Source organism: Nocardioides massiliensis (assembly GCF_030811215.1).
Lineage (GTDB): Bacteria > Actinomycetota > Actinomycetes > Propionibacteriales > Nocardioidaceae > Nocardioides_A > Nocardioides_A massiliensis.
Genome location: NZ_JAUSQM010000001.1, coordinates 3,166,849 through 3,189,242 on the forward strand (window position 1 = coordinate 3,166,849; position 22,394 = coordinate 3,189,242).

Sequence of the window (22,394 nt, forward strand, 5' to 3'; positions counted from 1 at the left end):
ACTAGTGCGCCTCGGCCCCCGTCGGGAGGAACCACGTGCGCTCCTCCGGCTCCCGCGTCGACGGACGCAGCAGCGAGAACCCGCCGGTCTCGACCCGCTCCCACGCCCCTGCCTGCTCGTGGTGCCCGAGCAACGTGCCGTGGACCTGCGCCCGCAGGTCCTGCACCCACGCCGCACACCCCGCGTGGAACGGCGGCAGCGAGAACGCCCCGCTCGCCGCCTCGGCAGCCGGCCCGACCAGCACCAGCGGTGGTTCGTCCAGGCTGTCCCCGCACAGCGCGCAGATCCGGCTCAACGCGCACTGGGTGACGCGCGCCCGGCGTACGTCGTGGACGGTGCCGCTGCCGTCGGATCGCTGGCACACGAACGGCAGCGGCAGGCCGTGCTCGGTCGTCGGCAGTGCTGCGATGCGCTGCTCCGTGCCGGCCGGGGCCGGCCGGCCGGCGACCAGGCGACGGAGCTCAGCCAGCACGGCGCGACACCCACTGGCCGGTCTCGGTGCGGCGGGCCGGACGCTCGTCGTCGGTGCGGCGGCGCCGGTTGCGCACCGGCCCGGTCGGGGTCGGGTTCTTGGGGATCCGGCCGCTGAACCTGTTGGGCAGCGAGAGCACCATGATCGTGCGGAGGGCCTGGCCGTACTGCCGGTGCAGCGGGCCGGTCGTGTAGGGCAGGCCGTACTCCTTGCACAGCTCCTGCACGGTCTCGGAGATCTCCGCGTAGCGGTTGCTCGGCAGGTCCGGGTAGAGGTGGTGCTCGATCTGGAACCCGAGGTTGCCGCTCATGATGTGCAGCAGCGGGCCGCCCTTGAAGTTCGCGGCGCCGAGGATCTGGCGCAGGTACCACTCCGCGCGGGTCTCGTCCTCGATCTCGTCCTCGGTGAAGTGCTCGGCCCCGTCGGGGAAGTGCCCGCAGAAGATGATCACGTAGGCCCACAGGTTGCGGATCAGGTTCGCGGTCGCGTTGGCCGTCATCGTGTGCCGCCACCCCGGGCCGGCCAGCAGCGGGTAGAGCACGTAGTCCTTGCCCACCTGGCGGCGTACCTTGTGCCCGATCTGGCGCAGCTGCTTGGCCATCACCTTCGGGTCCTTCTCCCGCTTGCGGATGGCCTCGATGTCGAGGTCGTGCAGCGCGACGCCCCACTGGAAGAGCGTGGCCAACAGCGCGTTGTAGACGGGCTGGCCGAGGTTGGCCGGGTGCCACTTCTGCTCGCGCGCCATCCGCAGGATGCCGTAGCCGATGTCGTTGTCGTAGCCGAGGACGTTGGTGAACTGGTGGTGGATGTAGTTGTGGGAGTGCTTCCACTGCTCGGCCGGCTGTGCGGTGTCCCACTCCCAGGTGCTGGAGTGGATCTCCGGGTCGTTCATCCAGTCCCACTGGCCGTGCATGACGTTGTGGCCGATCTCCATGTTCTCGAGGATCTTGGCGATCGCGAGCATGGCGGTGCCGGCCGCCCACGCGGGCTTCCAGCGACTGGCGAAGAGCGTCACGCGGCCGGCCGCTGCGAGCCCGCGCTGGATCTTGATCAGTCGTCGGATGTAGGCCGCGTCCGCGGCGCCGCGCGACTCTTCGATCTCCGCGCGCAGCTCGTCGAGACGGCGGCCCAGCTCCTCGACCTCCTCGGTGGTGAGGTGGGCGTACTCCTTCACATCGGCGATGGCCATGTGATCCTCCGGATCCCTAGATGTCGAGCTCGCAGTCACCCGCGGCGGCGGTGACGCAGGTCTGGATGCGGTCGTTGGTGTCGGCGAACTCCTGGCCGTTGCGCAGGTCGCGGACGCGGCCCTGCACCAGGGTCACCGTGCAGGTGTGGCAGATGCCCATGCGGCAGCCGTAGGGCATCCCGACGCCGGCGTCCTCGCCGGCCTCCAGCAGCGTGGTGGCGCCGTCGACGTCGATGGTCTTGCCGGTGTTGCGGAAGCGGATCGTCCCGCCCTCGCCACCCTCGCCGCCGAGCTCGAGCGAGAACCGCTCGATGTGCAGCTTGTCGAGCACGCCGGCGGCCTCGTAGTGCTCACACAGCATGTCGAGCATCGGCCCCGGCCCGCACGCCCAGGTCTCGCGCTCGCGCCAGTCGGGGCAGATCTCATCGAGATGCTCACCGGCGAGCATCCCGTCGGAGTCGGTGTGCAGCTCGTGCAGCGTCATGCGCGGGCCGGCGTCGGCGAGTTCCCTCAGCTCGTCACGGAAGATCATCCGCTCCGGCGTGGGTGATGAGTAGTGCACCACGATGTCGGGGCCCTCCTCGTCGCTGAGGTGCCCACGACGGGCCAGCGTGCGCAGCATCGCCATGACAGGGGTGACCCCGCTGCCGGCGACGAGGAAGAGGATCCGAGGCGGCGGCGGGTCGGGCAGGACGAAGTCACCCTGCGGCGCGGCGAGACGCACGATCGTGCCGGGCGCCAGGCCGTTGACGAGGTGGTCGGAGATGAAGCCCTCCGGCATCGCGCGCACCGTCACGGCGACGTGCCGACCGCGGCGGCGCGGCGGGGAGCTGAGGGAGTACGAGCGCCAGTGGTAACGACCGTCGACGTCGACGCCGATGCCGATGTATTGCCCCGGCTGGTGCGGCCAACGCCAGCCCCACCCCGGGCGGATGACGATCGTCGCCGCGTCCTCGGTCTCCCGGATCACCTTGTCGACGCGTCCGCGCAGCTCCCGCGCCGTCCACAGCGGGTTGATGAGGCGCAGGTAGTCGTCGGGCTGCAGCGGCGTCGTCAGCCCGGACGCCGCCGTGCGCAAGCGGGTCCACGTGCTCATGCGTCGCGTCTACCCCGCCGCGCCACGGTGAACACCTGTGCACGCCACGAAGTTCTGCCCAGGCCCGGACTAGGCTCGGCGTCATGGCGTACGAGGTGCAGAAGTCCGACGAGGAGTGGCGCGAGCTGCTCACCCCCGCGGAGTACGACGTGCTGCGGCGCGCCGGCACGGAGCGGCCCTACACGGGTGAGTACACCGACGCCAAGACCACCGGTGTCTACCGGTGCCGGGCGTGCTCGGCCGAGCTGTTCCGCTCCGACACGAAGTTCGACTCCCACTGCGGGTGGCCGTCGTTCTACGCCCCCCTGGCCGAGGACCGCGTGGAATACATCGAGGACACCTCGATGGGCATGCGTCGCGTCGAGGTGCGCTGTGCGACCTGCGGGTCGCACCTCGGGCACGTCTTCGAGGGCGAGGGCTTCGGCACCCCGACCGACCAGCGCTACTGCATCAACTCGATCTCGCTCACTCTGGAGCCGGACGAAGCGCAGAGCTGACCTGCACGACCCCGGCGCCGTAGGTCTCGTCCAGCTCCGCCTGCAGCGAGCCATCGTCGTACACGACCGTGATCTCGACGCGGTCGCGGCCCGCAGAGGCCATCAACAGGTCGTCAGTGCTGACCAGCTTCTGGACCTCGTTCTGGATCCGCCGCAACTCGCGCCGGGTGCGCTGGGTCTCGGAGACGCACAGCGCCCCTCCCCACACTTCGCGCAGCTGCCGCTCGGCGTCCGCGCGCTCGGCCGCGTCGCCGACGACCTGGACGTTGAGGACGAGCAGGGTCGGATCGTTGAGCCGCTCGTGGGCTTCCACGTCGTCCCGCCCGAACGCCGGGTTGGGTGTCTGGTCGAGCCAGACCTCCCCCACGCGCTCCAGACGGTTGGCGCGGCGGAGCGCGCGCTGCAGGGCGGCCTCGGAAGTCGTCGACGGATCGATCGGCCGCCAGCCGCCCTCCGGCTCCGGACAGGGGCTCGCGAAGAACGCCGCGCTGTCGAAGTCCTCCGGCGCCGAAGGCGCGGACGGTGGCGCGGTGAGGGTCAGCCGCTCACCATCCCAGGTGCCGCGGACGTCGTACGACCCCCACCGCACGCCGCCGACAGCGTCGTGCTCGACCTCGTCCCAGTCCCACCCTGTCACCGCCGGCCCGCCGCACTGGGGCGGATGAGACTGCTGGACGCCGCCGAGGCACAGCTGCGGCCCCGATCCCGCGTCGAGGACCGTCGTGGTGGCGACGACCTCCGGCGTGGCCCGCGGGGTCGGGTCGGGAGCAGCGACGCGAGCGCCTGTCTGCTCACCGCAGCCTGCGGCGAGTGCCAGCACGGCGAGGACAGGGACGACGGTGACGGTGCGCATGCACCTGCGACGCACCACGGCTGTCGACGGTTCCCGCTCCGCGCTCGTGCCGATCGATCAGCGGGCAGGCAGCACGCACAGCTCGTTGCCGGACGGGTCCTGGAAGACCCGCCACGGCAGGTCGCCCCAGGCCGGGTGCAGCTCCCTGCCACCGCGCGACAGGATTCCCGCAGCGACCGCGTTGCCGTCGTCTCCGGGGTCGAGACGCACGTCGAGGTGGAGCCGGTTCTTCCCGCCTCGCTTCGCCGCGGGCTCCGGGCACAGCTCCAGCAGCGGCCCGCGACGCGACGGGTGCCGCAGGGAGTACGGCGCGACACCGGGCGCCGGCGTCCAGCCGGTCAGCCAGCCCCAGAACTCCGCGTCCCGTGCCGGATCGCTGGAGTCGAGCGGCAGCGCAGCGATCGGACCGGTGTCGGCGTAGACGGTGCGTTCCTCCATCACGCAGAACGGGTTGCCCTCCGGGTCGGCGAGGACCACCCAGGGCACGTCGCCCTGGCCGATGTCGAGGTGCGTGGCTCCGAGGGCGAGGATCCGCTCGACCTCCTCGGGCTGGCGGGAGCCGCCCAGGAGGTCGAGATGCAGCCGCAGCGGCTCGGCCGGCGGCTCGGGCACCCGCTGGAAGCACAGGTCGAGCACCGGCCCGTCCGCGATCTCCAGCCGGGTCTCGTAGGCATCCGGCTCGTCGGTCAGCGGCGTGCCGCCCACGACGGCCTCCCAGAACCGACCGAGACGTTGGGGCTCGACCGCGTCGAGGACCAGGTTCTCCAGGTGCATGGGCCCACCGTAGGGCCGGGGGTGCTCAGGGCAGCGCGTTGACGATCTCCACGGCGCTTCGACGCCGGCCGGTGTAGAACGGGATCTCCTCGCGCACGTGCAGCCGCGCACGGGAGGCGCGCAGGTGGCGCATGAGGTCGACGATCCGGTGCAGCTCGTCGCACTCGAAGGCCAGGATCCACTCGTAGTCGCCCAGGGCGAAGCTCGCGACGGTGTTGGCGCGCACATCGGCGTAGTCGCGGCCCATCTTGCCGTGCTCGGCGAGCAGCTCGCGGCGCTCGGAGTCGTCGAGCAGGTACCACTCGTAGGACCGCACGAAGGGGTAGACGCAGACGTGGTCGCGCGCCTCCTCATCGGCGAGGAACGCAGGCACGTGCGACTTGTTGAACTCGGCCGGGCGGTGCAGCGCCATCTGCGACCACACCGGCGCGAGCCGCGAGCCGAAGGCCGTGCGCAGCAGGCGGTGGTAGCCCTCCTGCAGCTGCTCGGAGGTCGTGGCGTGGGTCCAGACGAGGATGTCCGCGTCCGCGCGCAGGCCGCTCACGTCGTACAACCCGCGCAGGACGACGTCGTCGGCGGCGAGCTCGGCGTACAGCTGCTCGAGCTCGGCCGCCTCTGCGTCGCGGTCACCGTCGCCGATCGGCGTGGCCAGCTTGAAGACCGACCACATCGTGTAGCGGATGCCCTCATTGATCGCGCGCAGCTGGGCGGACTTGGAGGCGGGTGCGTCGGTGGGAGTAGCCATGGCCCCCATTGTGCCGGGGCCTCAGTCGTCGGGCGTCAGCACCCGCGCGACCGCGGCCTGCGCCGATGCGATCACCGCGGGGATGCCCACCCCGTCGTACGCCGCTCCGCAGACGGCGAGCCCGGGGACCTCGGCCACGGCTGCCCGGATCCGCGCGACGCGGTCGCGGTGGCCGACGGCGTACTGCGGCAGGCCACCGCCCCATCGCTGGACATGGGTGTCGACGGGCCGCGACGTCAGGCCGGTCGCCTCGCCGAGGTCGGCGAGTGCGGCCGCGGCCAGGTCGTCGTCGGCGACCTGCAGCACGCGTTCCTCACGGTGGCGTCCGATCGACGCGCGCAGCAGGCGGACCGGCTGGTCCGCGGACTCCCCTGCCCGGCGCACCCAGTCCCACTTGGCGAAGGAGAACGTCGCCGCCTTGATCCGCCGCCCCTCGACGGGCGGCACGAGGAAGCCCGATCCGCTCAGGTCCGGCAGGTCACCGACCCTGAAGGCGAACGTCACGACCGCCATGGAGGCGTACTCGATCTCCTGCAGCGCTGTGCTCGCGCCGGGGGCGACGTCGCTGAGCAGGCGCGCAGTCGGGGACGCCGGGGTGGCGAGCACGACGCGGGCGGCGGAGACCTGCTCCGGCGCCCGGGTGGGGCCGACCGTGAGGACGAACCCCTCGGGCGTACGCCGCAGCGCGCGCACGGTGGCCTCGGTGCGGACCTCGACCCGCTCGTCGGCGGCGATCGCCACCGGCAACCGTCCCATCCCGCCCACGATGCCGGCGAAGACGGGGCCCGGCGCCGACGGGAGCGCACGCCCGAGCAGGGGGCCGGTCGCGAGCAGGTCGAGCAGCTGTGGAGTGCAGGCACGCACGGAGAGCTCACGAGCATGGCCTGCATAGACGCCACCGAGCAGCGGCTCGACGAGCCGGTCGGTGACCTCGGGCCCGAAGCGCTGGTCGACGAGTTCGCCGACGCTGCGATCCTCCTCGGGGTCGAGCTGCCACGTGCCGAGGTCGCCCTCGGCCGCAGCGCGCGCGAGCCCGGTCTCGCTCAGCACGCCGGACGCCCGCAGCTGCTCGAGATCGACCGGCGCACCCATCACCCCGCGTGGCAGCGGACGCAGTGCTCCTCGGCTCCACACCGCGGAGGACGCGAGGGCGACGTCCTCGACCGGCAGCTCCGCGGCCGCGGCGAGCGCGAGGCCCTCCGGGCGGCGCGCGAGCATCGCCTCGGCCCCGACGTCCACCGTCACCGCGCCGACCTCGGCCAGGTGCAGCTTGCCGCCGACCCGGGGCGAGGACTCCAGCACGAGCACCGAGCGTCCGGCGTCGGCGATCTCCCGGGCGGCCGCCAGACCGGCCAGTCCGGCCCCGACCACGACCACGTCGTACGGCGATGAGGGGGGTGTCGACACGCCACCGATCGTCTCACCCGGCTCCAGGGAACCCACCGCTCCCCGCCCGCGTCCCAACCGCATGACCACATCGATGAGGAACGGCAGGCGCATCACCCTCCCCCTCGCCGGCGGCGCTGTCGCCCTCCTGCTGCTCGGGGGACTCGCCGGCTGCCAGGGTGACGCCGACACCGCGTCGTCGGACGTCGCTGGTGCGGCGCCGGCCGCCGCCGAGCCGGCGAGCAGGAGCGCGTTCGACACCGGCGGCGCTGCGCGCAGCGCCGGCGAGAACGCCTCTTCTGTCGGTGCAGCAGAAGTGCGCGAGCGCGCGGTCATCTCCTCGGCCTCGATGTCGGTCACGACTCCCGACGTCGCGGAGTCCCGCGCGCAGGTGCGCAGCCTGCTCGACCGGGTGCAGGGGCTGGTGGCCGAGGAGGAGACCCAGGCCGACGACAAGGGACGGCTCTCACGGGCGCGGATGGTGCTGCGGGTGCCGAGCGAGGCCTTCGACACCGCCCTCGTCGACCTGGCGGAGCTGGGGGAGGTCGAGGACGAGAGCCGCACGAGCGAGGACGTGACCACCAAGGTCATCGACACCCAGACCCGGGTCCGTGCGCAGCAGCGCAGCATCAAGCGGATCGAGACCCTCCTCGACCGGGCGGAGACGCTCGGACAGGTCGTGCGGATCGAGTCCGAGCTCTCGCGCCGTCAGGCCGACCTCGACTCGCTCCTGGCCCAGCAGGCCTGGCTGAGCGAGCAGTCGTCGCTGGCCACCATCGCCCTGACCCTGCGCGCGCAGGAGCGCATCGCCGAGGTCGAGGAGGAGGACGAGCCGCCCGCCTTCGTCGCCGGCGTCCTCACCGGCTGGGACAGCCTCGTCGGCTTCCTCGGTGGCGCCGCGACCCTGGTCGGCGTACTCCTCCCCTGGCTCGCCCTGGCCATGCTCCTCGGTCTCCCGCTCTGGGCGGCCCTGCGCGCCGCCCGGCGTCGACGCGCCACCGTGCCCGCGGAGGCCTGATCAGCGCGCGGAGTGCTCGTGGACGAAGTCGGTGAGCCGGTGGAGCTGGTCGGGGTCGGTGGACGGGATGACCCCGTGCCCGAGGTTGAAGATGTGACCGGGCGCGGCGCGGCCGGCGTCCAGGATCTCCGCGGCGCGTGCCGTCATCACCTCGGTCGGCGCGAAGACCAGCGTCGGGTCGAGGTTGCCCTGCACGACCCGGCCCTCGGCACGGGCGATGCCGTCGGACAGCGGCACCCGCCAGTCGACACCGACGACGTCCGCGCCCGCGCGCGCCATGTGTCCGAGCAGCTCACCGGTGCCGACGCCGAAGTGGATCCGTGGCACGCCGAGCTCACCGGCCCGCGCGAGCACACCGGCCGAGTGCGGCATGACGTACTTCTCGTAGTCCGCCGGCGACAGCGCCCCGGCCCAGGAGTCGAACAGCTGGACCGCCGAGGCTCCGGCGGCGACCTGGACCTCCAGGTAGGCGGCCGCGATGCCGGCGATCTTGCGCATCAGCGCGTCCCACACGTCGGGCGCGCCGAACATCATCGCCTTGGTCTTGGCGTGCTCCTTCGAGGGACCACCCTCGACGAGGTACGACGCCACGGTGAACGGCGCACCCGCGAACCCGATCAGCGGCGTCGCGCCCAGCTCGCTGACGAGCTCGCGCACGGCCTGCGTGATGAAGGGCACGTGGTCGGGCGTCAGGTCCTCGATCGCCTCCACGTCGGCCAGCGTGCGGACGGGGCGGGCGACGACCGGTCCGACGCCCGCGACGATGTCGAGGTCGACCCCGACCGCCTTGAGCGGCAGGACGATGTCGGAGAAGAAGATCGCCGCGTCGACGCCGTACCGGCGCACGGGCTGCAGCGTGATCTCGGTGACCAGGTCAGCGCGCATGCAGGACTCGAGCATGCCGATGCCCTCGCGCAGCGCGCGGTACTCCGGCAGCGACCGGCCGGCCTGGCGCATGAACCACACGGGTGTGTGGGCGGGCTCCAGTCCCCGCGCGGCGCGCAGGAACGGCGAGTCGGCGAGCGCGTCGTGAGGCTCGGCGAGGTTGGGCTGGGTGGCGGCATCGTCGGACACGCCTCGATCCTCGCAGGTCGTGCCAGCGGCCCCGGGCGGGCGGTGCGGCGTGGCGCAACCGCGCCGAGTGCGTCGCGCGGCATACGCTGCCCGTATGCCCGCACGTCAGGAGAGCCGCGTGGACGGTGCGCCCCACCCCGAGGAGTTCCGGGTCGCCGTCGAGCAGCTGCGTGCCGCGCGGCTGCGCCCGGAGATCCTGTGTGAGGAGATGCCGGCTCCGCAGCGCATCGCGCCGTACGCCTCCGCACTGTCCGGCGACGTCACCGTCGCGGACGAGGACGTCGCTACGGGCCGCCTGGTGCTCCTGCACGACCCCGCCGGCAACGACGCCTGGGACGGCACCTTCCGCTGCGTTGCCTACGCCCGCGCCGACATCGACCCCGACCTCGCTGCCGACCCGCTCCTGGCCGAGGTCGCCTGGACATGGCTGCTCGAGGCGCTCGACGCGCACGGTGCGGCGTACGGCGCCCCGTCCGGCACGGTGACCACGGTCGCCTCGCAGAGCTTCGGCTCGATGGCCGACGAGCCGGGCTCGGCACAGGTGGAGATCCGCGCCTCCTGGACCCCGATCGGCGACCTCGCCGCCCACACCGAGGCCTGGGGTGAGCTCATGTGCACCGCCGCAGGCCTGCCGCCCGTCCCCGAGGGCGTGACCGCGATGCCGAGTCGACGAGGACAGCGCGGGCGCGACTGATGCAGACCGATCCACCCCTCGCCGGTCCGGCCGACGCCGGTCCGGCCGACGCCGATCCGGCCGATGATGTCGAGCAGAGCGAGCAGACCCAGCAGGTCGAGCCCGAGAAGCCCGCGGTCCCGCTGTTGACGCTGCGTGAGGGCCTGCCGCCGGTCGTCGACGACACCTCCGTGCTGACCGACGTGTCGCGCCGCCTGGCCGGCGGCACCGGTCCGATCGCGGTCGACGCCGAGCGCGCCTCGGGCTACCGCTACTCCGCGCGCGCCTACCTCGTCCAGCTGCGCCGTGAGGGCGCCGGGAGCGTGCTGGTCGACCCGATCGACATCGACGACCTCTCCCCGCTCGCCGCGGTGCTGGAGTCCGACGAGTGGATCCTGCACGCCGCCACGCAGGACCTGCCGTGCTTGACCGAGCTCGGCCTGCAGCCGCCGGCGCTGTTCGACACCGAGCTCGCCGGTCGCCTGCTCGGCTATCCACGCGTCGGCCTGGCCACGCTGGTGGAGTCGATCCTGGGCTACGGCATGCGCAAGGAGCACTCGGCGGTCGACTGGTCGACGCGTCCCCTGCCGGAGCCCTGGCTGGAGTACGCCGCCCTCGACGTCGAGGTCCTGCCCGAGCTGCGCGACGCGCTCGAGGACGAGCTCGTGCGGGCCGGCAAGGACGAGTGGGCCCGCCAGGAGTTCACGGCGCTGCTCTCCCACAAGCCGGCGACGCGGCGTGACCCCTGGCGGCGTACGTCGGGGATGCACAAGGCCCGTGGGCGTCGGGCCCTCGCAGCCGTGCGTGCGCTGTGGACGGCGCGCGACGAGATCGCCGCCCAGCGCGACGTGACCCCGGGCCGGATCCTGCCCGACTCCGCGATCGTCGCGGCCGCCAACGCCCTGCCGCGCGACCGTCGCAGCCTGCTGAGCACACCCGGGTTCCGGGGCCGCGGCGCCGAGCGCTACTCCGACCGCTGGCTCGCGGCGCTGGCCGAGGCGCGGGCGCTCCCCGACAGCGAGCTCCCTCCCGTCGCTGCGCGCTACGACGGACCGCCGCCGCCGCGCGTGTGGGCCGACAAGGACCCCGTGGCCGCGGCCCGGCTGACGCGTGCGCGGGCCGACCTCGCCGCCCTCGCCGACAAGCTCGTGCTGCCGGTCGAGAACCTCCTCACCCCCGACACGGTCCGTCGGGTCCTGTGGGAGCCACCGGCTCCCGACGAGCTGGCAGCCCAGCTGGCGGACCTCGGGGCGCGGCCATGGCAGGTGGAGCTCACCCTCCCCGTGCTGCGCGCGGCGATGGAGGGTGGCGAGACGGTCTAGCCGTCGTCCTCGACGCTCTCGTCGTCCCCGTCGGCGTCGGACTCCTCCTGCGGGAGGGTGAACGCCACCTTGGAGACGTCGTCGATGCGCTCGGTGAGCCGCTCGAGGTTGACCACCGGCGCGTAGAGCATCCTGCGGATCAGCGGCGTCGTGATGGCCATCGCGCTCTCCCACTGCGGCCCCGTCGGGAGCTGCTCGGAGCGACGGACGCCCTCGTTGAAGACGAAGCTGCTCTGCGGGTCCTTCGCACCGTCGCGGAAGGCGGGCGAGTAGGCGACCTCGAGGTTGGCCGGCAGCGTGTAGCCCGCCCGGGTCACGATCGTCTCCCCGGCGTCGCCCACGACGAAGGTCAGCAGGTCGGCCGCCTCCTGCACGTGGTCGGTGTCGGAGGCGAGGCAGTAGCCCGACAGCGAGCTCACCGTGCGGTAGGAGCCCACACGGGGCAACGGCATCACGTCGAAGCGGACGTCCGCCATCGCGCGCAGCTCCGGCACCAGGTCGCGGTAGCCCAAGAGCATCCCGAGGCGGCCGGCGGCGAACAGCTGCAGCGGGTCACGCCGCTCCAACAGCTGCGGCGAGGGCGTCACCCGCTCCTCGCGCAGCAGCGTCAGCACCTCCTCGAGCGTCTCGCGGTTGTCGTCGCTGGAGAGGTCGAGGCGGGTCGGCTCCGAGGCGTCGTCGAGCAGGCCCCCACCCCCGGACCACAGGAAGGGCGCGAGCTGCTCGAGGTCGGGGTCGACGTGGACGCCCTTGACGCGCCGCGTCGAGACGGACCTGGCCGCCTCGGCGAACTGCTCGAAGGTCCAGCCGTCGGCCGGGGTGGGCGCAGAGTCGGGGTCCTCGCCGATGGTGGAGAGGTCGACGAGGTCGGTGTTGTAGTAGACGACCATCGGCGAGACGTCGTGCGGCATGCACTGCAGTCCGAGGTCGGCGCTGAAGGCGGTCATGCCCTCGCGCTGGTAGCCGTCACCGAAGTCGACGCCGCGCTCGCCCAGCAGGGCGTCGACCGGCTGGATCCACTCACGCTCCAGCAGCACCGGCAGGTCGGCGTGCTCGATGAGGAACACGTCGGGCGTCGGCTTGCCGTCGCCGCGGCGCTTGTCGTACGCCGCCATCGCGGTGTCGTGGTCGGGGAACGTCACGAGCTCCACCTCGACGTCCGGGTTCTCGTCGACGAACGCGTCGGCGAGCTCCTGGTAGGCGGTGAGCAGCCCGTCGGGCCCATAGACCCCCAGCCGCAGGACCACCGGATCGGTGGCCGGCGACGCCGCGCTGGTCGTGGCGGTCGGGGTCGGCGCGGCGTCCGGCTCCTCGGCACCCGAGGTGCAGGCGGTGAGGACGAGCGCCAGCGTGGCGGCGAACACCCCTGCTGCGCCTCGGCGGTTCTTCAGGGGCATGCATCAGCCTGTTCTGTGGGCGGCAGTCTGTGCGGTGCGCCGAGCCGGGAGCGCCTCACGGCGCATGGCCGCTCGTAGCGGCTTTTTGTGGGACCCGGGGCTGCCGCGACCCGGCGCACCGAAGGTGCAGCATATCGTCCCGCCCGTTCATTCCCAGGACCCGCATTCCCCGCGTCGTGCTGACACCCCCCGGCTCAGTGCAACTCGCCCGCCAGCTCCAACCGGCCGCAGTGGGCGAGCTGGTCGGCCAGCGTGCGCAGCCCGGCTGCCGAGTGGTCGGCGGCGGGGTCGGCGGGGCCTGCGTCGCTCGGCGCGCGCGCCACCCGACCGGACGCCGTCACCTGCGCGAAGGCGGCTGCCCGGAACAGCGTGTCGGCGAAGTCCCCCTCGACCACGCCGCGCAGCACCGCGTCCACGGCCGCACGCACGGCATCGGGCCCCGGCGGCTCGGCGACACCCGCCACCACCTCGGCGACCGGTCGACGCCAGCGACCGCGCTCGAACTCCTCGGCCGCACCGCGCGGGTCGGCGTGCACCCATTGGCGCAGCAGGTACAGCCGCCACAGGGCACCGGCCAGCGAGTCGGCCGGCGCGCGCGCCCAGAGGTCGGCGATCTCCTCCAGGCCCTCGGTGTCGGCCAGCGCGACGACCCGCTCGACCACCGAACGGTCCGTCGGGTCGTGCGGTCCCCGCACGAGCAGGGTGGCCACCCGGTCGGCTGCCGCGCGGACCTCCGCCGGGTCGACGCCTCCGTCGGTCTTCTCGAAGTGCCGGGCGCCCGGGAGTGCCGGCTTGTGGTGTCGACGCTCCATCGCTCCCCCCTCACCTCGTCTGATCCCCAGCGTGCCACAGCAGATCACCTACGCTTCGGGCGTGGCCGTACTCCCCTCCCGTCTGCGCAGCGTCCGTCGGCTCCGCGACCGCGTGCGGTCGCTGATCCGCTACGCACCCGCGAGCAACGGACTGCCCGACCCCGGCGAGGTTGTGTGGGCCTGGGTGCCCTACGAGGAGGACCCCAGCCAGGGCAAGGATCGCCCCGTGCTGCTCATCGGCACGGCGGGCAGCGACCTGCTCGCCCTGCCGCTCACCAGCAGGGACCGCACCCGCGACCCGGCGGAGCTGGCCGAGGAGGCGCGGCGCGGTCGGCACTGGATGGACGTCGGCACCGGCGGGTGGGATCGCCAGGGTCGTCCCAGCGAGATCCGGTTGGACCGGCTGCTCCACCTCGCCCCCACCGCCGTACGCCGTGAGGGTGCAGCTCTGCCGCGGCCGGTGTTCGACGCCGTCCTCGCCGCCGCAGCCCGACACCACGACCTGGGTTAGCGCCTAGTCCAGGGCGCGCCGCACGCGCTCGACCGAGACCTTCTCCCGCGTGCCGAGCTGCTGGGCCCACAGGCTCACCCGCAGCTCCTCCAGCAGCCAGCGCGCCCGCTCGAGCGCCAGCGGCGCCGGGCGTCCCTCGGGCAGCGCGGCGTAGCGGTGCAGCACCGCCTCCTGCAGACCACTGACCTGGTCCATCAGCACCCGGTCGCGCCCGACGTCGAGCTGGTGGCGTCGGTGGGCAACCGCCGCCAGGTAGCGGGCGATCTCCCGCACGCGGGCCCCGCCGGCGTCGGCCACGAACCCCCGCCGCACCAACCGCGCCACCTGGGCCTTCATGTCCGACAGGGCGGGCAGCAGCATCATGTCGACCGAGCCGCTCAGCAGCCGGTCGACCTCCCGCCACCGCTGGAGCACCCGGACGACCTCCCGCACCACCTCGCCGGTGGCCGGCTCGAGCTGCGCGGCGACGGCGTCGCGCAGCGCCGCGAACTCGCCCTCGTCCCACACCGACCAGCCGTGTCGCTCCATCAACTCGTCGATGGCCGCGAGCCGGCAGTCCTCGAGCAGCTCGCCGACGGTGGGGTACGGCGACGCGGCCAGCGCGAGCTTGGTGGCGTTGTCGAGCGCGTCGGTGAGACGCCGGGTGCCGTCGGGCACGGTGAGCGCAAGCAGTCGGCGTACGCCGTGGCGGTGGGAGGCCTCCTGCTCGGGCTCGGTGCCGAGCACCTGGAGCCCCACGGTCCTGGTGCCGGTGAGCGGCAACTCGTCGACCAGCGCCGGGTAGCCGCGGACCTCGTGCCCGGCGCGCGCGTGGGTGAAGGACCGCTCGATGGTGCCGAAGGTCCACGCGGTCTCCCCCGTGACCTGCACGCCGACGTCCTGGGCCAGGTCGGCGACGGCCTCGGCGAACCGCGGGCGCAGCGGCGCCTTCAACTCCTCGAGGTCCTTGCCGGCCCCCAGCACCGAACCGTCCTCGTCGACCACGCGGAAGCGCGGTCGCAGGTGCTCGGGCACCTTCGACCAGTCCCAGGCCGCGCGGGGTACGACGACCCCGGTCGTCGCCCGCAGGTGGCGCTCGAGCGCGGTCAGCAGGGGTTCCTCTCCAGGGGCCACCGCGGCCAGGAACCCGCGCGCGTGGTCGGGCGCGGGTACGAAGCTCACCCGCAGCGCCTTGGGCAGCGAGCGCAGCAGCGCGGTGACCAGCTCATCGCGCAGACCCGGCACGAGCCACGAGAACGACTCCTGGCCGAGCCGGTTGAGGGTGGCGACCGGCACGTCGATGGTCAGCCCGTCGTCCTCGGCGCCCGGCTCGAAGTGGTAGCCGATGGGCAGCGCGAGGTCGCCGTCGGACCAGCTCGTCGGGAAGTCCTCCTCGCGCACGTCCTGGGCGGCCTCGTTGCGCAGCATCTCGGGGTCGAACGTGAGCAGCTCCGGGTGCCGCTGGCGCTCCTTGCGCCACCAGCTGTCGAAGTGCGCCCCGGAGACAACGGTGTCGGGAATGCGCTCGTCGTAGAAGTCGAACAACGTGTGCTCGTCGACGAGGAGGTCGCGGCGCCGCGCTCGGCTCTCGAGCTCGGCCACCTCCTCGAGCAGGGCACGGTTGGCCTCCCAGAAGCGGGCTCGGGTGTGCCACTCGCCATACACCAGCGCGTGTCGGATGAAGAGCTCGCGCGCCACCGGCGGATCGATGCGGCCGTAGTTCACGAGCCGGTCGGCGACGAGCGGTACGCCGTACAACGTGACCCGTTCGCGGGCGACGACGGCTGCGCGCTTCTTCGACCAGTGCGGCTCTGCATAGGTGCGCTTGACCAGGTGGGCGCCGATCTCCTCGGCCCACTCGGGCTTGATCGCGGCGTTCTGGCGGGCCCACAGGCGTGAGGTCTCCACGAGCTCGGCGGCCATGACGAGAGCGGGCTGCTTCTTGAACAGCGCCGAGCCCGGGAAGATCGCGAACCGCGTCCCGCGGGCGCCCAGGTAGTCGCGGCGCGCGCGGCGGTCCTGCTTGTCGGGCTCGGTGTCCTTGAGCCCGATCTGGGAGAGCAGGCCGGACAACAGCGACTGGTGGATCCCGTCGGCGTCGGGCTCGTCGGCGGGCGGGCCGACCGTCATCCCGAGCTGCTTGGCGACCTGGCGCAGCTGCGACTCCAGGTCCTGCCACTCGCGGATGCGCACGTAGTTGAGGTGCTCGGCGCGGCAGGTGCGCCGGAACGCGCTCGAGCCCATCGCCTTCTGCTGGGTGCGCAGGTAGCGCCACAGGTTGAGCCAGGTGAGGAAGTCGGACGTCGCGTCGTTGAACCGTGCGTGCTGCTGGTCGGCCTGGGCGCGGGTCTCCAGCGGACGCTCGCGCGGGTCCTGCACCGACAGTGCAGCCGCGACGACGAGGACCTCACGCAGGCATCCGCGCCGGTCGGCCTCGACGATCATCCGGGCGAGTCGCGGGTCCAGGGGAAGCGTGGCGAGCTGCCGGCCGACCGGGGTGAGTCGGCGTCCGCCGGCGGTCGCGTCGGGCTGGATCGCGCCGAGCTCCTCCAACAGCTGCACGCCGGCGCGCACGTTGCGCTGGTCGGGGGCGTCGACGAACGGGAACCGGCCGACGTCGCCGAGCCCGAGTGCGGTCATCTGCAAGATGACCGAGGCGAGGTTGGTCCGCAGGATCTCGGCCTCGGTGAACTCCGGGCGCGCGAGGTAGTCCTCCTCGCTGTAGAGCCGGATGCAGATGCCCGCCTCGACCCGGCCGCACCGGCCGGCGCGCTGGTTGGCCGAGGCCTGGCTGATCGCCTCGATCGGCAGCCGCTGCACCTTGGTGCGCGAGGAGTAGCGCGAGATCCGGGCGACGCCGGTGTCGACGACGTACCTGATCCCGGGCACGGTCAACGACGTCTCCGCGACGTTGGTCGCGAGCACGACGCGCCGGCCCGAGGAGCGGGCGAACACCTTGTGCTGCTCGGCGGCCGAGAGCCGGGCGAACAACGGCAGCACGCTGAAGCGGTCGACGGCCCGCGCCTTGGCCGACCACCCCTCGAGCACCTCGGCGGTGTCGCGGATCTCGCGCTCCCCCGGGAGGAACACGAGGATGTCGCCCGGCCCCTCCTTCACCAGCTCGGCGACCGCGTCGACGATCGCCTCGGTCTGGTCGCGCACGACCAGCTCGCCCTCCTCGTCGGCGTCGTCGGGCTGGTCGAGGTCACTCAGCGGCCGGTAGCGGACCTCGACGGGGTAGGTGCGGCCGGAGACCTCGATGATCGGCGCCGGGGTGCCGTCGGCCGCTGCGAAGTGCTCGGCGAAGCGCTCCGGGTCGATCGTCGCGGAGGTGATGACGACCTTGAGGTCGGGGCGCCTCGGCAACAGCTGCTTGAGGTAGCCGAGGATGAAGTCGATGTTGAGGCTCCGCTCGTGGGCCTCGTCGACGATGATCGTGTCGTAGGCCGACAGCAGCCGGTCGTGCTGCAGCTCGGCGAGCAGGATCCCGTCGGTCATCAGCTTCACCAGCGTCTGCGGGCCGGCGTTGTCGGTGAACCGCACCTGGTAGCCGACCTGCGTGCCCAGCTCGACGTCGAGCTCCTCGCAGATGCGCTCGGCCACGCTGCGCGCGGCGATGCGCCGGGGCTGGGTGTGACCGATCATGCCGGTCACCCCACGGCCGAGCTCGAGACAGATCTTGGGCAGCTGCGTCGTCTTGCCGGAGCCGGTCTCCCCCGCCACGATCACCACCTGGTGGTCGCGGATCGCCTCGGCGATGACCTCGCGCTGCTGGCTGACCGGCAGCTCGTCGGGGTAGCGCAGCTCCGGGACCGCGGCGGCGCGCTGGGCGACCTGCTCGGGCGAGAACTGCCGGCGCGGACGCCCGGGCCGCCCGGACCGCTTGCGGCGGGAGCGGGCACGGTCGGGAGTGGACATGACGGACGCGAGTCTACGGCCGCGCTCGACCGACCTTGATCGCGTGGACCGTACCGGGCACGGTGGGGACGAACCGGGGCGATTCGCCCAACTCGATCAGCCGGGAGGTACCCGTGCTCACCCTGACACCCGACGCCACCGCAGCCGTGAAGGCGCTTGTCGACTCCACCGAGGAGGCGCCCAGCGCCGGCCTGCGGATCACCCAGGACGCGCCCGACTCCCCCGCCCTGAACGTCATCACCACGAGCGCTCCCGAGCCGGGCGACGCCGTCCTCGAGGAGGGTGGTGCGCGGGTCTTCCTCGAGGAGACCGCGGCGCAGACCCTGGACGACAAGGTGCTCGACGCCGCGGTCAACGACAACGGCGCGGTCCAGTTCAGCATCGGCGTGCAGGCCTGACGCACGCAGGTCGGCGTCCTTCGACGCTGTTTCGACCGCGGCGGGCCCGGGGTATGCCACTCCCAACGGCCCGAGAACCGGGCCGCTGACTCGAAGGGAGCAGTCCGTGGCTGTCTTGCTCTGGATTCTCGCCGTCATCCTGGTCGTCTCTGGAATCTTCGCGATCCTGCGATCCCAGTTGCTCTGGGGCATCGTCTTGATCATCGTGGGCCTGCTCGTCGGTCCCGGAGGCGTGAGCATCTTCACCTGACCACCGCCTCCCTCCGCAGCATTCCACTGCACAGGACACTGGGGCCGGTACGTCGATCACGTCGACATACCGGCCCCAGTGGCATGTGCGGGCGGGTGGGGGGCATGTGCGGCGCGCCACTATTGACCTCGGTTCAATACCGCCCGTACCGTCATCGACCATGAACGCACCGGCGCCCTCCCGCCCGCTCCCCCAGCACGTCAACACCTTCGTCGTCGGTGCCGGCTTCGCCGGAGTCGCGCTGGCGATCAAGCTCGACGAGGCCGGCGAGCGCAACTACCTGGTCGCCGAGCGTGGAGACGACGTCGGCGGCACCTGGCGCGACAACACCTACCCGGGTGCAGCGTGCGACGTACCGAGCCAGCTGTACTCCTACTCCTTCGCGCTGAACCCGACCTGGTCGCGGTCGTTCTCCCCGCAGCCGGAGATCCAGGCCTACATCCAGCGCGTCGCGCAGGACGCGGGCGTGCTCGACCGGTTCCGCTTCGGGGTGGAGGTCGAGGAGGCACGGTGGGACGACGAGAGCCTGCGCTGGCGCATCCGGACGTCGGCCGGTGAGCTCACCGCGGACGTCGTCGTGTCGGCGTCGGGCGCCCTGAGCGAGCCCCGGCTGCCGGACATCGACGGCATCGACTCCTTCGGCGGGGAGATCTTCCACTCCGCGCAGTGGGACCACGACGCTGACCTCAAGGGCAAGCGGGTGGCCGTCATCGGCACCGGCGCCTCGGCCATCCAGATCGTCCCGGAGATCGCGAAGACCGCCGGCCACCTCGACGTCTACCAGCGCACGGCCCCCTGGGTGATCCCGCGCCACGACCGCGCCTACACCCGCGCCGAGCGCCTCGCCTTCCGGCACCTCCCCGGCGTGCAGCGGCTCTACCGCACGGCGATCTACTGGGGTCGGGAGTGCTACGTGCCGGCCTTCGCGTTCTGGCCGCCCCTGACCCTTCCGGCCAAGCTGCTCGCCACGAGCAACATCGCCAAGCACATCCCCGACCCCGAGCTGCGCCGCAAGGTGACGCCGAACTTCCGGATCGGGTGCAAACGGATCCTGATCTCCAACACCTACTACCCCGCGCTCGTGCAGGACCACGTCGACCTGGTCACGGACCCGATCAGCAAGGTCACGCCGACCGGGATCGTCACCGCCGACGGCACCGAGCGCGAGGTCGACGTGCTCGTCGTCGCCACCGGGTTCCACACCACCGACATGCCGATCGCCCACCAGGTCGTCGGGCGGGCCGGTCGGACCCTGGCCGAGGAGTGGGCCGAGGACGGTGTCGCCGCCTACAAGGGCGCGACCGTGCACGGCTTCCCGAACCTGTTCTTCCTCGTCGGCCCCAACACCGGCCTCGGTCACTCCTCGATGGTGTTCATGATCGAGTCGCAGGTCGCCTACGTCGTCGACGCCCTGGCGACCATGCGGGCCCGCGACCTGGTGACCGTGGAGCCGAAGCGCGGCGAGCAGGACGCGTGGAACGCCGACCTCCAGCGCCGCATGAAGCGCACGGTGTGGAACACCGGCGGCTGCTCGAGCTGGTACCTCGACGAGCACGGACGCAACGTGACACTGTGGCCGCGCTCCACCTTCGCCTTCCGTCGGCTGACCCAGGCGTTCGACCCGGCCGCCTACCACCTCGTCTCCGAGAACGACGCCGCTGCGACCCACGCGGGGCGCACCGGCCGCACCGACATCCCCGCCGAGCTGCAGGAGCTGCACGCATGAAGACCCTTCACGACAAGGTCACCGTCATCACCGGAGCCGGCTCCGGCATAGGGCGTTCACTGGCGGTCCAGGCCGCGCAGCACGGTGCGCTGCTCGCGATCTCCGACGTCAACGACGCCGGCCTGGCCGAGACCGTCGACCTCGTCAAGGCAGCTGGCGCGCGCGAGCTGCGCAGCGACCGGCTCGACGTCGCCGACCGCGCCGCCATCGAGGCCTACGCCGCCGATGTGGCCGAGCAGTTCGGCCGCGTCAACGTCGTCGTCAACAACGCCGGCGTCGCGCTGGCCGGCGACTTCGCCGACCTCGACCCCGACGACGTCGACTGGATCTTCGACATCAACTTCTGGGGGGTCTGGCACGGCACCCGCGCGTTCCTTCCCCACCTGATCGCCTCCGGCGACGGGCACGTCGTCAACCTGTCCAGCTTGTTCGGCCTGATCAGCATGCCGGGGCAGAGCGCCTACAACGCCACGAAGTACGCCGTCCGCGGCTTCACCGAAGCGCTGCGCGAGGAGATGCTGATCGCCGGCCATCCGGTCGGGGTCACCTGCGTGCATCCCGGTGGCATCAAGACCGGGATCGCCCGCAACGCGCGGGTGAGCGCTCGCGAGGACCAGTCGGCGACCGCGGAGTTCTTCGACAAGAAGCTCGCGCGGATGACCCCCGACAAGGCGGCCGAGACCATCTGGCGCGGAGTCCGCCGCAACCAGGCACGCGTCCTCGTCGGCGTCGACGCACACGCCGTCCACCACTTCGGCAAGCTGACGGGGTCGCGCTACCAGGACATCGTGGCGCGGGTGAGCAAGGTGGCCATGCCCGGCAAGAAGGTGGTCTGAGGCCCCGGTGTCGAGGCCCGCGCCGAGGACGGTCCACATCGCGTTCACCAAGTGGGGCGACCGCCCCCACTGGGAGTACGACGCGCTCGCGCTCGGTCACGACGCCCACGGCGCCTGGTTCGCCGTCCCCACCGGCACGCTCATCACCCGCCCCGGCGCGCGCATCGTCACCCGTCAGGACCAGGTGATCCTGGCGCCGTACGACGCCGGGTTCGTCGCGACCTTCTACGCCCACGGACCGAGTGACCCCGAGCCCCCGTGCGCGGTGTACGTCGACATCACCACCCCGCCCGAGGTCGACGGGGACGCCGTGCGCGCCATCGACCTGGACCTGGACGTGATCCGTGGCCTGCACGGCCGCACCTGGGTCGACGACGAGGACGAGTTCGCGGCGCACCGCGCGGCGTACGGCTATCCCGAGGAGGTGGTCGCGGCAGCGCTCGCCGACTGCGCCGCCGTCATGGCGGCTCTCGAGGACGGCGAGGCGCCCTTCGACGGCGCCACCGCCGGCGACTGGCTGGCGCGCAGCAGGCGCTGAGCCCACACCCCTGCCTCCTCGGCGAGCCACGCCGGCTCGAGCACCCGGAACGGCAGGCCGACCTCCAGCACCCGCGCCAGCACCCACCGAAGGTCGTCCGCCCCGGCGACGAGGTCGCAGGCCTCCGGCCCGACAGGCTCGACGACGGCGGTGTTGGGCGGGACCTGCGCCACCACCGCGGCCGCGGGCGCCTCGATCCGGAAGCGGGCCACCTCGGCGTACGCGCGCTGGGTCACGCCCTCGCGCACCCGCGCCACCGCGTCCGGGACGGGGCGCGCCGCGAACCGCACGCCCAGGGAGCGCGGCTCGCTCAGGCGGTCGAGGCGGAAGGTCCGCCAGTCGGTGCGCCCGAGGTCCCACGCCAGGAGGTACCAGCGGCCTCCGCTGACGACCAGCCGTGCCGGCTCGACGCGTCGGTCCTGCCCGTCGGTGTAGGTGAAGGCAAGGCGTTCGCGGTCGCGGATGCTGCGCACCACGACGAGCAGCACCCGCACGTCGACGCGCGGCCCCCCACCGGGCACGACGCTGGTCGTCTCGGCGACGGCGGCCACCTCGCGGGCCAGCCGCTTCGGGAGCACCTGGTCGAGCTTGGCGAGGGCCCGCACCGCCGGCTCCTCCACACCGTCGACCGCGCTGCCGGTCGCCACCTGCAGTGCCACGGCCACCGCCACCGCCTCGGCGTCGTCGAGCAGCAGGGGCGGCAGGGCGCGCCCGGCCGCAAGCCGGTAGCCGCCGCCCAGGCCCGGGGACGCCTCGACCGGGTAGCCGAGCTCGCGCAACCGCTCGACGTCACGGCGTACGCACCGGGTGGTCACCCCCAGCTCCTCGGCGAGCGCCGGTCCCGACAGCACCGCGCCGGACTGCAGGCGACCGAGCAGGCGCAGCACCCGGGCCAGGGTCTCCATGTCGCCCATCCTGCCGCAGATGCGG

General features: G+C 72.6%; 21 protein-coding genes and 1 pseudogene. 10 read left to right on the plus strand and 12 right to left on the minus strand.

Annotated elements, in window-relative coordinates; translation table 11 throughout:
* Window position 1 precedes the first annotated feature (1 nt).
* The 3 genes from J2S59_RS15750 to J2S59_RS15760 are packed head-to-tail and all read right to left on the minus strand — an operon-like array spanning window position 2 to window position 2,757.
* Window positions 2–472, minus strand: a complete 471-nt coding sequence (locus tag J2S59_RS15750) for a hypothetical protein (protein ID WP_068121366.1) — start codon at window positions 470–472, stop codon at window positions 2–4.
* The gene (locus J2S59_RS15755; RefSeq protein WP_068121369.1) at window positions 462–1,661 is read right to left on the minus strand and encodes a fatty acid desaturase family protein; all 1,200 of its coding nucleotides are present in this window, start codon (window positions 1,659–1,661) and stop codon (window positions 462–464) included. Before J2S59_RS15755 ends, J2S59_RS15750 begins: the two co-directional genes overlap by 11 nt.
* Window positions 1,662–1,677: 16 nt before the next feature.
* Window positions 1,678–2,757 (minus strand): ferredoxin reductase, encoded by a 1,080-nt coding sequence (locus J2S59_RS15760; RefSeq protein ID WP_068121372.1) that lies wholly within the window; start codon window positions 2,755–2,757, stop codon window positions 1,678–1,680.
* Window positions 2,758–2,840: 83 nt separating this feature from the next.
* Here J2S59_RS15760 and msrB point away from each other — a divergent pair, with 83 nt between their 5' ends.
* On the plus strand, window positions 2,841–3,254 hold the full coding sequence (gene msrB / locus J2S59_RS15765; RefSeq protein ID WP_068121376.1) for a peptide-methionine (R)-S-oxide reductase MsrB: 414 nt from the start codon (window positions 2,841–2,843) through the stop codon (window positions 3,252–3,254).
* Here msrB and J2S59_RS15770 read toward each other — a convergent pair.
* From J2S59_RS15770 to J2S59_RS15785, 4 genes are read right to left on the minus strand one after another with little or no spacing between them, the layout of a single operon-like run.
* On the minus strand, window positions 3,223–4,107 hold the full coding sequence (locus J2S59_RS15770) for a hypothetical protein (RefSeq protein WP_068121378.1): 885 nt from the start codon (window positions 4,105–4,107) through the stop codon (window positions 3,223–3,225). The genes msrB and J2S59_RS15770 overlap by 32 nt on opposite strands.
* 57 nt (window positions 4,108–4,164) lie before the next feature.
* Entirely contained in the window at window positions 4,165–4,881 is a 717-nt protein-coding gene (locus tag J2S59_RS15775; protein ID WP_306825276.1) for a VOC family protein, read from the minus strand.
* A 25-nt stretch (window positions 4,882–4,906) separates the two neighbouring features.
* A complete protein-coding gene (gene hemQ, locus J2S59_RS15780) occupies window positions 4,907–5,626 on the minus strand; it encodes a hydrogen peroxide-dependent heme synthase (RefSeq protein ID WP_068120930.1) in 720 nt (239 codons plus the stop codon).
* Between the two features lie 21 nt (window positions 5,627–5,647).
* On the minus strand, window positions 5,648–7,033 hold the full coding sequence (locus J2S59_RS15785) for a protoporphyrinogen/coproporphyrinogen oxidase (protein WP_246360331.1): 1,386 nt from the start codon (window positions 7,031–7,033) through the stop codon (window positions 5,648–5,650).
* Between the two features lie 73 nt (window positions 7,034–7,106).
* Between J2S59_RS15785 and J2S59_RS15790 the strand changes: the two genes are divergently transcribed.
* Window positions 7,107–8,030, plus strand: a complete 924-nt coding sequence (locus J2S59_RS15790; RefSeq protein WP_068120931.1) for a DUF4349 domain-containing protein — start codon at window positions 7,107–7,109, stop codon at window positions 8,028–8,030.
* Here J2S59_RS15790 and hemE read toward each other — a convergent pair whose 3' ends face one another.
* Window positions 8,031–9,104: a uroporphyrinogen decarboxylase gene (hemE, locus tag J2S59_RS15795; RefSeq protein ID WP_068120934.1), complete on the minus strand. Its 1,074-nt coding sequence runs from the start codon at window positions 9,102–9,104 to the stop codon at window positions 8,031–8,033.
* Between the two features lie 94 nt (window positions 9,105–9,198).
* On the opposite strand from hemE, the gene J2S59_RS15800 reads away from it, so the two are divergent.
* Both J2S59_RS15800 and J2S59_RS15805 read left to right on the plus strand, forming a co-directional pair.
* Entirely contained in the window at window positions 9,199–9,798 is a 600-nt protein-coding gene (locus J2S59_RS15800; RefSeq protein ID WP_068120936.1) for a DUF3000 domain-containing protein, read from the plus strand.
* Window positions 9,798–11,099 carry an HRDC domain-containing protein gene (locus J2S59_RS15805; RefSeq protein WP_068120938.1) on the plus strand — a complete coding sequence of 434 codons (1,302 nt, stop codon included), beginning with the start codon at window positions 9,798–9,800 and terminating at the stop codon, window positions 11,097–11,099. Before J2S59_RS15800 ends, J2S59_RS15805 begins: the two co-directional genes overlap by 1 nt.
* Here the strand turns inward: J2S59_RS15805 and J2S59_RS15810 are convergent.
* Complete coding sequence (locus J2S59_RS15810) at window positions 11,096–12,496, minus strand: extracellular solute-binding protein (protein ID WP_181641978.1); 1,401 nt, start codon at window positions 12,494–12,496, stop codon at window positions 11,096–11,098. The two genes, J2S59_RS15805 and J2S59_RS15810, sit on opposite strands and share 4 nt — an antisense overlap.
* A gap of 194 nt (window positions 12,497–12,690) precedes the next feature.
* Complete coding sequence (locus J2S59_RS15815; RefSeq protein ID WP_068120943.1) at window positions 12,691–13,308, minus strand: hypothetical protein; 618 nt, start codon at window positions 13,306–13,308, stop codon at window positions 12,691–12,693.
* 61 nt (window positions 13,309–13,369) lie between these two features.
* On the opposite strand from J2S59_RS15815, the gene J2S59_RS15820 reads away from it, so the two are divergent.
* Window positions 13,370–13,819: a type II toxin-antitoxin system PemK/MazF family toxin gene (locus J2S59_RS15820; RefSeq protein WP_306825277.1), complete on the plus strand. Its 450-nt coding sequence runs from the start codon at window positions 13,370–13,372 to the stop codon at window positions 13,817–13,819.
* Window positions 13,820–13,822: 3 nt separating this feature from the next.
* On the opposite strand, the gene hrpA is transcribed toward J2S59_RS15820, so the two are convergent.
* On the minus strand, window positions 13,823–17,716 hold the full coding sequence (hrpA, locus tag J2S59_RS15825) for an ATP-dependent RNA helicase HrpA (protein ID WP_306825278.1): 3,894 nt from the start codon (window positions 17,714–17,716) through the stop codon (window positions 13,823–13,825).
* A gap of 113 nt (window positions 17,717–17,829) precedes the next feature.
* On the opposite strand from hrpA, the gene J2S59_RS15830 reads away from it, so the two are divergent.
* The 5 genes and pseudogenes from J2S59_RS15830 to J2S59_RS20460 form a co-directional block, all read left to right on the plus strand.
* Window positions 17,830–18,114 carry an iron-sulfur cluster assembly accessory protein gene (locus J2S59_RS15830; protein WP_068122138.1) on the plus strand — a complete coding sequence of 95 codons (285 nt, stop codon included), beginning with the start codon at window positions 17,830–17,832 and terminating at the stop codon, window positions 18,112–18,114.
* Window positions 18,115–18,220: 106 nt separating this feature from the next.
* Complete coding sequence (locus J2S59_RS15835; protein WP_181642148.1) at window positions 18,221–18,364, plus strand: GPGG-motif small membrane protein; 144 nt, start codon at window positions 18,221–18,223, stop codon at window positions 18,362–18,364.
* 160 nt (window positions 18,365–18,524) lie between these two features.
* Window positions 18,525–20,090, plus strand: a complete 1,566-nt coding sequence (locus J2S59_RS15840; protein WP_068122134.1) for a flavin-containing monooxygenase — start codon at window positions 18,525–18,527, stop codon at window positions 20,088–20,090.
* Complete coding sequence (locus J2S59_RS15845) at window positions 20,087–20,926, plus strand: SDR family NAD(P)-dependent oxidoreductase (protein WP_068122130.1); 840 nt, start codon at window positions 20,087–20,089, stop codon at window positions 20,924–20,926. The genes J2S59_RS15840 and J2S59_RS15845 overlap by 4 nt, the downstream gene beginning before the upstream one ends.
* A 184-nt stretch (window positions 20,927–21,110) precedes the next feature.
* Window positions 21,111–21,350, plus strand: a pseudogene (locus J2S59_RS20460) (DUF402 domain-containing protein); the annotation flags it as partial.
* On the opposite strand, the gene J2S59_RS15855 reads toward J2S59_RS20460, so the two are convergent.
* Window positions 21,338–22,369 carry a helix-turn-helix transcriptional regulator gene (locus J2S59_RS15855; protein WP_306825279.1) on the minus strand — a complete coding sequence of 344 codons (1,032 nt, stop codon included), beginning with the start codon at window positions 22,367–22,369 and terminating at the stop codon, window positions 21,338–21,340. The pseudogene J2S59_RS20460 and the gene J2S59_RS15855 overlap by 13 nt on opposite strands.
* Window positions 22,370–22,394: the final 25 nt, after the last annotated feature.

Coding starts and splice junctions, on each gene's coding strand:
- J2S59_RS15755 (WP_068121369.1), bottom strand. CDS start 1,661: ATGGCCATCGCCGATGTGAAGGAGTACGCCCACCTCACCACCGAGGAG.
- J2S59_RS15760 (WP_068121372.1), bottom strand. CDS start 2,757: ATGAGCACGTGGACCCGCTTGCGCACGGCGGCGTCCGGGCTGACGACG.
- msrB (WP_068121376.1), top strand. CDS start 2,841: ATGGCGTACGAGGTGCAGAAGTCCGACGAGGAGTGGCGCGAGCTGCTC.
- J2S59_RS15770 (WP_068121378.1), bottom strand. CDS start 4,107: ATGCGCACCGTCACCGTCGTCCCTGTCCTCGCCGTGCTGGCACTCGCC.
- J2S59_RS15775 (WP_306825276.1), bottom strand. CDS start 4,881: ATGCACCTGGAGAACCTGGTCCTCGACGCGGTCGAGCCCCAACGTCTC.
- hemQ (WP_068120930.1), bottom strand. CDS start 5,626: ATGGCTACTCCCACCGACGCACCCGCCTCCAAGTCCGCCCAGCTGCGC.
- J2S59_RS15790 (WP_068120931.1), top strand. CDS start 7,107: ATGAGGAACGGCAGGCGCATCACCCTCCCCCTCGCCGGCGGCGCTGTC.
- J2S59_RS15800 (WP_068120936.1), top strand. CDS start 9,199: ATGCCCGCACGTCAGGAGAGCCGCGTGGACGGTGCGCCCCACCCCGAG.
- J2S59_RS15805 (WP_068120938.1), top strand. CDS start 9,798: ATGCAGACCGATCCACCCCTCGCCGGTCCGGCCGACGCCGGTCCGGCC.
- J2S59_RS15810 (WP_181641978.1), bottom strand. CDS start 12,496: ATGCCCCTGAAGAACCGCCGAGGCGCAGCAGGGGTGTTCGCCGCCACG.
- J2S59_RS15815 (WP_068120943.1), bottom strand. CDS start 13,308: ATGGAGCGTCGACACCACAAGCCGGCACTCCCGGGCGCCCGGCACTTC.
- hrpA (WP_306825278.1), bottom strand. CDS start 17,716: ATGTCCACTCCCGACCGTGCCCGCTCCCGCCGCAAGCGGTCCGGGCGG.
- J2S59_RS15840 (WP_068122134.1), top strand. CDS start 18,525: ATGAACGCACCGGCGCCCTCCCGCCCGCTCCCCCAGCACGTCAACACC.
- J2S59_RS15845 (WP_068122130.1), top strand. CDS start 20,087: ATGAAGACCCTTCACGACAAGGTCACCGTCATCACCGGAGCCGGCTCC.
- J2S59_RS15855 (WP_306825279.1), bottom strand. CDS start 22,369: ATGGAGACCCTGGCCCGGGTGCTGCGCCTGCTCGGTCGCCTGCAGTCC.